Here is a 10249-nt window from a genome sequence, read left to right as displayed (position 1 = left end):
ACTGGGTTCCCGCTTTCGCGGGAACGACACACAGCCGCTATCACGCGTCGTCCCCGCGCAGGCGGGGACCCAGCGGCTTGCAAAGACACTGGGTTCCCGCTTTCGCGGGAATGACACACAGCCGCTATCACGCGTCGTCCCCGCGCAGCCGGGGACCCAGTGACTTTCGCAGACACTGGGTTCCCGCTTTCGCGGGAACGACGGAGGTATTTCAGCTTTACCCTAAGGCGGCGACCACCCGCTCGGCCAACGCGACCAGGGTGCGGTCGCTGCCGGCCGGCCCGAGCAGCGACAGGCCCAGCGGGGCGCCATCGCGGCGGCACAGCGGCAGGGTGATCTGCGGAAAGCCGCTCAGGCCGGCCAGGCACAGCATCTGCACGGCGCGGTTGCGGTAGTCCTCGAGCGTGTCTAGCGCGGCGTCCCGCAGCGGCGCGATATCGGGCATCGTCGGCAACAGCAGCACGCCGTCGTCGCCCAGCAATGCGGCAAGGTGGGCGGTGAACGCACGGCGCACCTGCATGGCCTCGTCGTGCTGGCCCGCGGTGACTTCCTTCGAGAACGCGAACCGTGCGGCTACGTCGGGACCCAGCCGCAGGCCGTAGCGCTCGATCATGTCGCCATCGCTGCGCCACGCTTCCCACCCTTGCACGTAGCGGAAGGCCCAGTACAGATCGCCGATCGGGCGGTCCGTGGCCGCGACCGCATCGCCGTTGCCGAATGCGTCCCGGATGCGAGCCGCCACCGGGAGCAGCGCATCGCGCGCAGCCGGCTCGGCCAGCGCGAACAGATCGTCGGCCAGCAGCAGGCGGACCGAAGCGGGCAAGGTGTTGGCATCCGGGCCCAGCAGCACATCGGCGACCCGCGCAAACGTGCCGATATCGCGCGCGAAGAAGCCGCAGGTATCGAGGCTGTCGCACAGCGGCAGGCATCCCGCCAGCGAGATGCGGCCATGCGTGGGCCGAATCCCGAACAGGCCGCAATGGCTGGCCGGCGCACGTACCGAGCCGCCGGTGTCCGTCCCCAGCGCAAGGTCGCACAGGCCGTGCGACACCGCCGACGCGGAGCCGGAGGACGAGCCGCCGGTGATGCGGTCGGGAGCCGCGCCATTGACCGGCGCGCCGTAGTGCGCGTTGTTGCCGTTCATCGAGAAGGCCAGCTCGTCGGTATGGGTCTTGCCGACGAATTTCGCGCCGGCGTCGAGCAGGCATTGCACAGCCGGTGCCGTGGACGTCTTGATGCCCGACATCGCCAGCACGTGGGGGTTGCCGCCGCCGGTGGGGTAGCCCGCCACGTCGAACAAGTCCTTGGCGGCAAAGCGCAGCCCCTGCAACTGCCCGTCCGGCGCATGCGGTACGTCGGCTTCGGGGTAGGGCAGGAACGAATGGGACGGATGCGATGCCAGGCTCATGGGGTTGCGGGGTTTCCGGGTTGGGTTGGTCGAGGTCGGTCCGATGGCGTCAGGCCACCGCCAATGCGGGTTCGGCGGCTGCGGCCAGCACGCAGCTGACGCGATGGCCGTCGCCGACCGAGACGGGCTGCGGCACGTGCCGCAGGCATTCGGGCCGGGCCTGGGCACATCGCGGCGCAAAGCTGCAACCGGCGGGCAATGCCGCCAGATCGGGCGGCGATCCCGGAATGGCGGCCAGCCGCTCGCCACGGGCCATGCCGTGCTGGCGGCTTTGCAGCAGCGCGATCGTGTACGGATGACGCGCATCGCGCAGCAGCGTGCGAATCGGGCCTTCCTCGACGATCCGGCCGCCGTACATCACCGCGACGCGATCGGCGATCTCCACCGCGGCGCCGATATCGTGGGTCACGAACACGATCGACAGGCCCAGCGCGCGTTGCAGTTCGCGCAGCAGGATCAGCACCTGGATCTGCACGGTGGCGTCGAGCGCGGTGGTGGGCTCGTCGGCCAGCAGCACCTTCGGCCTGGCCGACAACGCCAACGCGATCATCGCGCGCTGGCGCATCCCTCCCGACAGCTCGTGCGGATAGGCGGCCAGGCGGCGCTCGGGGCTCGGGATGCGAACCGCCTCCAGCGCCTGCAGGGCCTGCTTGCGGGCTTCTCCGGCCGAGACGCGGCTATGGGCGCGGATGCATTCGACGATCTGCTCGCCAATGGTGTAGACCGGGTCGAGCGCGAGCAACGGCTCCTGGAACACCATGGCGACGGTGCCGCCGCGAATCCTCGACAAGCCCTTGGCATCCAGCCGCATCACGTCGGTACCGTCAATGACGATGTCGCCGGTCATCGTGGTGCGGCGGGGCGGATGCAGCCGCATCAGCGCGCGCAGCGTGACGCTCTTGCCCGAGCCCGACTCGCCGATCAGCGCGACCGCTTCGCCGGGGGTCACCTGCAGCGAGACGCCGTTGACCGCGCGGATGGTCTTGCCGCCGGCGTCGAAGGCGACATGCAGGTCGCGCACGGCCACCATCGGCGGGTCGGACAAAGGCGTGGCGGTCGGTGCCGAGGCGCTCGTTGCCGAGGCGCCTGGTGCCGACGCGATGACGGTGGCATTCATGCTGGTCTCCTCAACAGGCATCGGCAACGGCGGTCTCGGCTCGCCGCGCCGTTGCCCGTGAATGGCCGCTGTCCGGTTCCGCCATCAGGCAGGACACCGGATGGCCGGCGATCGCCGCGGACAGCACGGGCGCGCGCCGCGCACAGACGGCCTCGGCCAGGCCGCAGCGCGGATGGAAACTGCAGCCCGGTGGCGGATCGATCGGATTGGGCGGATCGCCGGCCAGCGGCGGCGTCAGCGTGCGCCGGTCCGGGTCCATCGACGGCATCGAGGCGAGCAGCGCGCGCGTGTAGGGATGGGCCGGGTTGGCGTAGATCGCCTCGGTATCGCCGATCTCGGCGACCTTGCCCAGGTACATCACCATCACGCGATCGCACAGGTAGCGAATCACGTTCAGATCGTGGCTGATGAAGACGTAGGTCAGGTCGAATTCGGCCTTCAGGTCCAGCAGCAGGTTCAGCACCTGGGCTTCGACCGATTTGTCCAGCGCCGATACCGCTTCGTCGAGGATCACCAGACGTGGCCTGAGCACCAGCGCACGGGCGATATTGACGCGCTGGCGCTGGCCGCCGGACAGCTCGTGCGGATAGCGGCCGCCGAAGCGCAACGGTTCGAGCCCGACGCGGCCGAGCAGATGGCGGGCCCGCTCGATGGCCTCGCGCGCCGGAACGCCGTGCACGCGCGCGGTGAAGGCGATCGATTCCTCGATGGTCAGCCGCGGGTTCAGCGACGAATAGCTGTCCTGGAAGACCATCTGTACCTGGCTGCGATAGCGCTTCAGCGGCAACTGCGCGGAGCCGACGCCTTCCGCGTCGAAGATCAGCTCGCCGCTGTCCTGCTCGGTCAGCTGCATCAGCAGCCGCGCCGTGGTCGACTTGCCGCAACCCGATTCGCCGACCACGCCGAGCGTCTCGCCCTTGAGCACGTCGAAGCTGACGCCATCGACCGCGCGCACGGCGCCGGCACGGCGTCCGGGAATGCCGCCCTTCAACGGAAAATGCTTGACCAGATCACGGGCAATCACCAGCGGCTGGGCAGGGCCGCCAAGATCGGCGTTCGGTGTGGACAGGGGCATCGGCTCAGTCCTTGATTTCCATCGCCGAGCGGATGCCGTCGGCGAGCAGGTTGAACGAGATCGAGGTCACGAAGATCATCGCCCCCGGCAACGCGGCCACCCACGGCTGGGTATAGATCGCGGTGCGCAGCGTGTTCAGCATCAAGCCCCATTCGGGCTCGGGCGGCTTGACGCCCAGGCCCAGGAACGACAGGCCGGACGCGAGGATCATCGACACCGAGATCAGGCCGGTCGCATAGACGAAGATCGGTCCCAGCACGTTGTTCAGCACGTGCGCGCGCACGATCGTCAGCGCGGACGCCCCCGAGGCCCGCGCCGCGTCCACGAACTCGCGATTGCGTACCTGCGTGGTGACGCTCTCGGCCACGCGCGCGATCTGCGGCACGAACACGATGGTCAGCGACAGCAGCGCATTGCCGACGCCGGCGCCCAGCGTGCCGGACAGCGCGATGGCCAGCAGCACCGACGGGAAGGCGTAGAAGATGTCGACCACCCGCATGATCGCGGTATTGACCCAGCCGCCGGCATAGCCGGCCACGATGCCCAGCGCGCTTCCGAGCACGAAGGCGATCAGCACCGGCGTGATGCCCATGAACAGCGACAGCCGCGCGCCCAGGATCAGTCGCGACAGCATGTCGCGGCCCAGCTCGTCGGTGCCGAGTGGATAGCCTTCGGTGCCGATCGGCTTCAGGCGCTTCAGGATCGACGACGCATAGGGATCGGCCGGCATCAGCAGCGGCGCGAACAGCGCGACGAGGATCAGCGCGAGCAGGATCAGGGCCGCGGCCATCGCAAGCTTGTTGCGCAGCAGCCGGCGGCCGACCGTGGTCCAGTAGCCGGGGGAGCGTTCCGCCACGGCCGGCGCGGCGGTATTGTCCAGCGTCATTTCCATGGCTGTCTCCGGGTACTAGTTGCGCTGGATGCGCGGATCGAACAGCGTCTGCAGCGCGTCGACCATCAGGTTCAGCAGCACGAAGAACACCGCCAGCACGAGGATCGTCCCCTGCAGCAGCGGGAAATCGCGCTGGAAGATCGCCGAGTTCAGCAGGAAGCCGGTGCCGGGCCACGCGAACACCGTCTCGATCAGGATCGAGCCGCCGAGCAGATAGCCCAGCTGCAGGCCCATCACGGACAACGCGGTCGGGGCGACGTTCTTGACGACGTGGCGGAACACCGCCAGGTCGGACAGGCCGCGCGCCTTCAGGCCGACAATGAACTCGTTCGACAGGATCTCCGCCACCAGCGCGCGGATGGTCCGTGCAACGATGCCCATCGGAATCACCGACATCGTGATCGCCGGCAGCAGCATGTACTGGAGATGTTCCCAATCCCAGCCCCAGTCGCCCGAGCCGCCTGGCCCGGCGCCGGTCGCCGGCAACCAGCCGAGCATCACCGAGAACACGATGGCCAGCACCATGCCGAGCCAGTAGTGCGGCACGCTGACGCCGAACACCGACAGGAACGAGGCCGCGCGGTCGATCGCGGAATCGCGCAGGTAGCCGGCGACGAAGCCGAACAGGCAGCCGAAGGTGAAGCCGATCAGCGTCGCCACCGCCGCCAGCCGCACCGAATTGACGACGGCGGCGGCCACCTCCTGCATCACCGGGCGGCTAGTGGCGATCGAGGTGCCCAGGTCGCCGTGCAGCGCGCGGGTCAGCCAGTGCACGAATTGCTCGATGAAGGGCTTGTCGAAGCCGTACAGCGCGGCGAGCTGCTGGCGCATCTCTTCCGAGGCGTCGGGCGGCAGCACCGACACCAGCGGATCGCCCGGCGCGATATGCACCAGCGAGAAGCACAGCAGCGCGACGCCCAGCAGGATGGGCAGCGCATACAGCGCGCGGCGAAGCAGGTAGGACATGGTCGTGGCCGGAAAGTCGATCGGGTTCCGCTCAGTCCATCGACATGGTGGCGATGTCGATGAACCAGCTTTGCGGCTGCACCACGCCCTTGACCTTCTTCGAGATCGCGCGCGGGCCGACGTCATGCGCGATCAGCACGAACGGCGCCTCCTCGACGATGCGGGCGTGCAGCTTCGCCAGCGCGGCGTCGCGGCCCTTGTCGTCGAACGACGTGCGGGCGGTCTCGATCAGCTTGTCGAACTCGGGATTGCTGAAGTAGCCCCAGTTGTTCGAGACCGGCGGCTGGGTCTTGCTGCTGACGAAGCGCACCATCGCGAAGAACGGGTCCATCGCCGCGAAGCTGACGTTGATCGCGTTGGCGCCGTGCGCGCTGGGGTCCTTGGCGCCGATGCGCCAGTTGGTAAACAGCGTGTTCCATTCGACCACGTCGAAGTCGACGTCGATGAAGCACTCCTTCAGGTTCTGCTGTACGTATTCGTTCATCGGCAGCGGCTGCATCTGGCCGGAGCCGGACGCGGAGACCTGCACCTTGACCTTGACCGGCTTGGCCGCCGAGTAGCCCGCCTCCTGCATCAGCTTGCGGGCGCCGGCGGGGTCGTACCTGATGTCGAACTTCGGATTGCCCCACCACGGGTTGCCCGCTTCGACGATGCCCTTGGCCTCGGCCATATACCCGCCCAGCAGCGTCTTCAGGCCCGAGCGGTTCACGCACAGATTGACCGCCTGCCGCACGCGCTTGTCGAGCCACGGCGAGCCCGGCGCGAACGACAGCTGCCACGGCCACATGTGCGGCTGCGTGTTGGCGTAGACCTGGAAGCCGCGGCTCTTGATCTGCGCGATGGCGTCCGGTGCGGGCGCCTCGATCCAGTCGACCTGCCCGGACAGCAGCGCCGCGGTGCGCGCATTGGCCTCCGGCATCGGGATCATCACGACCTTGTCGATCCTGGGCACGCGCTTCGCGTCCCAGTACTGCGCGTTCTTCACGACCTCGAGGCGCTCGCGCGGCACGAAGCGGCTCATCTTGAAGGGGCCGGTGCCTGCCGCATCGGCGGCGAAGGCGACCCACGCCTGCTTGGAACGCTCGATCGGGTCGCTGACCGAGGCCGGCACCGCGGCAAACTTCTTCTCCCACTGCGCGGGGGAAGCCATGAACAGGTTGGTCAGGTTGTACGGCAGGAAGGAGTCCGGCTCGGACGTGGTCAGCTCCACGGTCAGGTCGTCGATCTTGCGCGCGGAGCGCAGCGTCGGCATCCGCGATGCGGTCACGCCGACCTGGCTGGGGTCGAACTGCTTCGCGGTCTTGTCCAGCACCTTGCCGACATTCCACACGACCGCGTCGGCGTTGAACGGCGTGCCGTCATGGAACTTGACGTTGGGGCGCAGCTTGAAGACCCATCTGGTCTTGTCCTTGGCGTCCACCTTCCATTCGGTCGCAAGCCCGGGGATCAGCAGGCTCGGGCCGTCGCTCTTGCTCAGATCCCATTGCGTCAGGCCGTCATACATCGGAATGCCGCTGAAGCGGTTGCCCTCGAAGCCCTGGTCCGGCTGGCCGAGCGTTCGGGGAATGTCGGCCGCGGTCATGCCGATGCGCAGTACCTTTTCGGCCATCGCCGACCCTGGCAAGACCAGCAGGGACAGCGCGAGCGCCGCGCCGATGCTGCCAAGCCGTTGACGGGCGCCGGTTACCGATGCGGCGGAGGCGGGGGAAGCGGCGGTCGACATCGATGCGAAAGCGCGGGCGAAGCAGTTCACTGGCATGGCTCCTGAGTGGGGAAGAGACGTCGGCAGTGCCAAAGCAAGTGATATGCCATCGGATTTTCGGGGTCACCGCGGCGATTTCGCGTATCGCCTCGCCGGAACCGCGCCGAGACCAGGCGCGGGCACCATCGGCGGGAGGCGCCGCACCACGATCGATGGGTCTCGCACCAACATGCATCCATGCGCGCCGTTCCCCGCCGCCTGCAGCGATCGCCCAGTTGCCGCACAATGCCTGCCTGGCTCGTCTGGCCCGCATGGCCTGCCACGGCGAGCCGGTATCCACCAGAACACAGAAGAGGTTCTCGATGTCCGCACTGTTTACCCCGCTGCAGATCGGCGATCTGCAGCTCGACAACCGCATCCTGATCGCGCCGATGTGCCAGTACTCGGCGGAGCAGGGCAATGCCACCGACTGGCACCTGATCCATCTGGGCCACCTCGCGCTGTCCGGCGCCGGCATGCTGATTCTCGAAGCGACCGCGGTCTCGCCGCAGGGACGCATCACACCCTACGACCTCGGCCTGTACTCGGACGACAACGAAGCCGCGCTGGCCCGCGTGCTGAAGGCGGTGCGCGCCCATTCGCCGATCAAGGTCGCGATGCAGATCGCCCATGCGGGCCGCAAGGCGTCGAGCCGCGCGCCGTGGGATGGCGGGGCGCAGATCCGGCCCGACGAGCCGGAGGGCTGGCAGACCGAGGCGCCGTCGGCCGTACCCCATGCGCCCAGCGAAGTCGCGCCGATGGCGCTCGACCGCGCCGGCCTCGAACGCGTCAAGCGCGATTTCGTCGAGACCGCGAAGCGCGCCGCGCGCCTGGGCATCGATGCGATCGAGATCCATGCCGCGCACGGCTATCTGCTGCACCAGTTCCTGTCGCCGATCGCCAACCATCGCGACGACGAGTACGGCGGCAGCCTCGAGAACCGGATGCGCTTTCCGCTGGAGGTGTTCGACGCGGTGCGCGCCGTCTTTCCGGCCGACCGCCCGGTATGGGCGCGCATCTCGGCGACCGATTGGGTGCCCAATGGCTGGGACATCGAGGGCACGGTGGCGATCTCGAAGGAGCTCGCGCGGCGCGGTTGCGCGGCAATCCATGTGACCACGGGCGGCGTGTCGCCGCAGCAGGCGATCAAGCTGGGGCCGGGCTACCAGGTCCCGTACGCGCAGCGGGTCAAGGCCGAGGTCGGACTGCCGACCATCGCGGTCGGGCTGATCACGGAGCCGGAGCAGGCCGAGAGCATCATCGCCAACGGCGAGGCCGACGCCGTCTCGCTGGCGCGGGCGATGCTGTACGACCCGCGCTGGCCATGGCACGCCGCCGCCAGGCTCGGCGCGCAGGTCCGGGCGCCGAAGCAGTACTGGCGTTCGCAGCCGCGCGAGTTCAAGGACCTGTTCGCGGGTGCGGCGTTCGGCCAACGTTGAATGACACCGATGTCATTTTCGGCGCCATTGGAGCGTCCCTCCCGTCACGTCGCGTGACGGACCCTCGGAGGAGGTCGCCGCACCCCTAGTCACCCATCCGGATGTTTCGTATCGTGGACAGGCAGACAAGTCCGCTGCCTTCCACGGCAGCGATGCGAGCGCGGAATGCAGGCTCATCTGGCGAGCTCAGTTGGCAAGCTCATTTCGCTCCATCCGTCCGAGGCAAGGGATGACCGGGATGACCGATCCGAACCAACCCAGACCGCAAGGCATCCTGTCGGTCTTCGATGCGATCACCATCATGGTGGGGCTGGTGCTCGGGGTCGGGATCTTCCGCACGCCGTCGATCGTCGCGGGCAGCGTCGAGTCGGAGGCGATGTTCGTGCTGGTCTGGATCGTCGGCGGCATCATCACCTTCATCGGCGCGCTGTGCTACGCGGAGCTGTCGGCGGCCCATCCCAACGCCGGCGGCGAATACCACTTCCTGTCGCGCGCCTATGGCCGCTCCACCGCGATGATGTTTGGATGGGCGCGCTGCACGGTGATCCAGACCGGCGCCATCGCGGCGGTCGCCTTCATGCTCGGCGACTACGTGGCCCAGCTGGTGCCGGCCGGTCCGTTGGGTCCGGCCATCTATGCCGCGCTGGCGGTGATCGTGCTGACCGCGGTCAACGTGATCGGCACCATCGAGGGCAAGAACCTGCAGGTGGTGGTGACCTTCCTCGAGATCGGCGCGATCGGCGCCATCATCCTGTTCGGCATGTTCGGGTCACCCGAGACCGCCGAACGCGCCGCGCCGTCGATGCCGCCTGAAACCGCGGCGATCGGCATGGCGATGATCTTCGTGCTGCTGACCTATGGCGGCTGGAACGAGGCCGCCTATCTGACCGGCGAACTGAAGGACGCGCCGCGCAATATCGCCAAAGTGCTGGCCGGCGGCACCGTCCTTCTGGTGGTGCTGTATACGCTGGCCAATCTGGCCTTGCTGTCGGTTCTCGGGCTCGACGGATTGCGCCAATCCGATGCGGTCGCCGCCGACATGATGCGCGTGGTAGCCGGGCCGATCGGCGAGCGCGTGGTCACCGCGGCCATCGTGGTCGCCGCGATCTCGACGCTGAACGCCACGATCTTCACCGGCTCGCGCGTGTTCTACGCGATGGCGCGCGACATGACGGTGATGCAGTGGGTGGGCATCTGGGACGGCCGCGGCAAGACGCCCGCCAATGGCCAGATCGCGCAGGGGATCATCGCGCTGGCGCTGATCGCGGTGGGGGCCATCACGCGCGACGGCTTCAAGGCGATGGTCGACTACACCGCGCCGGTGTTCTGGGGCTTCCTGCTGCTGGTCGGCTTCTCGCTGTTCGTGCTGCGCTGGCGCCAGCCCGAGCGCGCGTTGCCATACCGCGTGCCGCTGTATCCCGTCACGCCGATCATCTTCTGCCTGACCTGCCTGTACATGCTCTATGCCAGCGTGACCTATACCGGCGCCGCGGCGCTGATTGGGCTCGCGATGCTCGCCGCCGGCGCGCCGATCCTGCTGTTCAAGCGCAAGGAGGCCGAGCCGGCGGAACAGCAGGATGCTTCACCGGACCCCATGTGACCATTCGAACA

Annotated in this window: 8 protein-coding genes; 2 read left to right on the top strand and 6 right to left on the bottom strand. The window is 68.1% G+C overall.

Annotated features, from left to right (window positions below; translation table 11 throughout):
- Positions 1–217 precede the first annotated feature (217 nt).
- The 6 genes from LRR16_RS06755 to LRR16_RS06730 all read right to left on the bottom strand — a co-directional run bounded on the left by LRR16_RS06755 (position 218) and on the right by LRR16_RS06730 (position 7067).
- Complete coding sequence (locus LRR16_RS06755; protein WP_232205265.1) at positions 218–1408, bottom strand: amidase; 1191 nt, start codon at positions 1406–1408, stop codon at positions 218–220.
- 49 nt (positions 1409–1457) lie between these two features.
- Positions 1458–2438 carry an ABC transporter ATP-binding protein gene (locus LRR16_RS06750; RefSeq protein ID WP_232205293.1) on the bottom strand — a complete coding sequence of 327 codons (981 nt, stop codon included), beginning with the start codon at positions 2436–2438 and terminating at the stop codon, positions 1458–1460.
- 97 nt (positions 2439–2535) lie between these two features.
- A complete protein-coding gene (locus LRR16_RS06745) occupies positions 2536–3600 on the bottom strand; it encodes an ABC transporter ATP-binding protein (protein WP_064575401.1) in 1065 nt (354 codons plus the stop codon).
- A 4-nt stretch (positions 3601–3604) separates the two neighbouring features.
- A complete protein-coding gene (locus tag LRR16_RS06740) occupies positions 3605–4492 on the bottom strand; it encodes an ABC transporter permease (protein ID WP_232205264.1) in 888 nt (295 codons plus the stop codon).
- Between the two features lie 15 nt (positions 4493–4507).
- Entirely contained in the window at positions 4508–5458 is a 951-nt protein-coding gene (locus LRR16_RS06735) for an ABC transporter permease (RefSeq protein ID WP_232205263.1), read from the bottom strand.
- Between the two features lie 31 nt (positions 5459–5489).
- Positions 5490–7067: an ABC transporter substrate-binding protein gene (locus tag LRR16_RS06730; RefSeq protein WP_232205292.1), complete on the bottom strand. Its 1578-nt coding sequence runs from the start codon at positions 7065–7067 to the stop codon at positions 5490–5492.
- A gap of 455 nt (positions 7068–7522) precedes the next feature.
- On the opposite strand from LRR16_RS06730, the gene LRR16_RS06725 reads away from it, so the two are divergent.
- Together LRR16_RS06725 and LRR16_RS06720 are read left to right on the top strand one after the other, a co-directional pair.
- Positions 7523–8638 (top strand): NADH:flavin oxidoreductase/NADH oxidase, encoded by a 1116-nt coding sequence (locus LRR16_RS06725; RefSeq protein WP_232205262.1) that lies wholly within the window; start codon positions 7523–7525, stop codon positions 8636–8638.
- A 238-nt stretch (positions 8639–8876) separates the two neighbouring features.
- Positions 8877–10238 (top strand): APC family permease, encoded by a 1362-nt coding sequence (locus tag LRR16_RS06720; protein ID WP_232205261.1) that lies wholly within the window; start codon positions 8877–8879, stop codon positions 10236–10238.
- Positions 10239–10249 lie beyond the last annotated feature (11 nt).

Origin of the sequence: Cupriavidus sp. UGS-1, from assembly GCF_021213615.1 — a bacterium.
Lineage (GTDB): Bacteria > Pseudomonadota > Gammaproteobacteria > Burkholderiales > Burkholderiaceae > Cupriavidus.
Note: the sequence above shows the minus strand (reverse complement) of the source record. Positions and strands in the feature narration are given on the sequence as shown.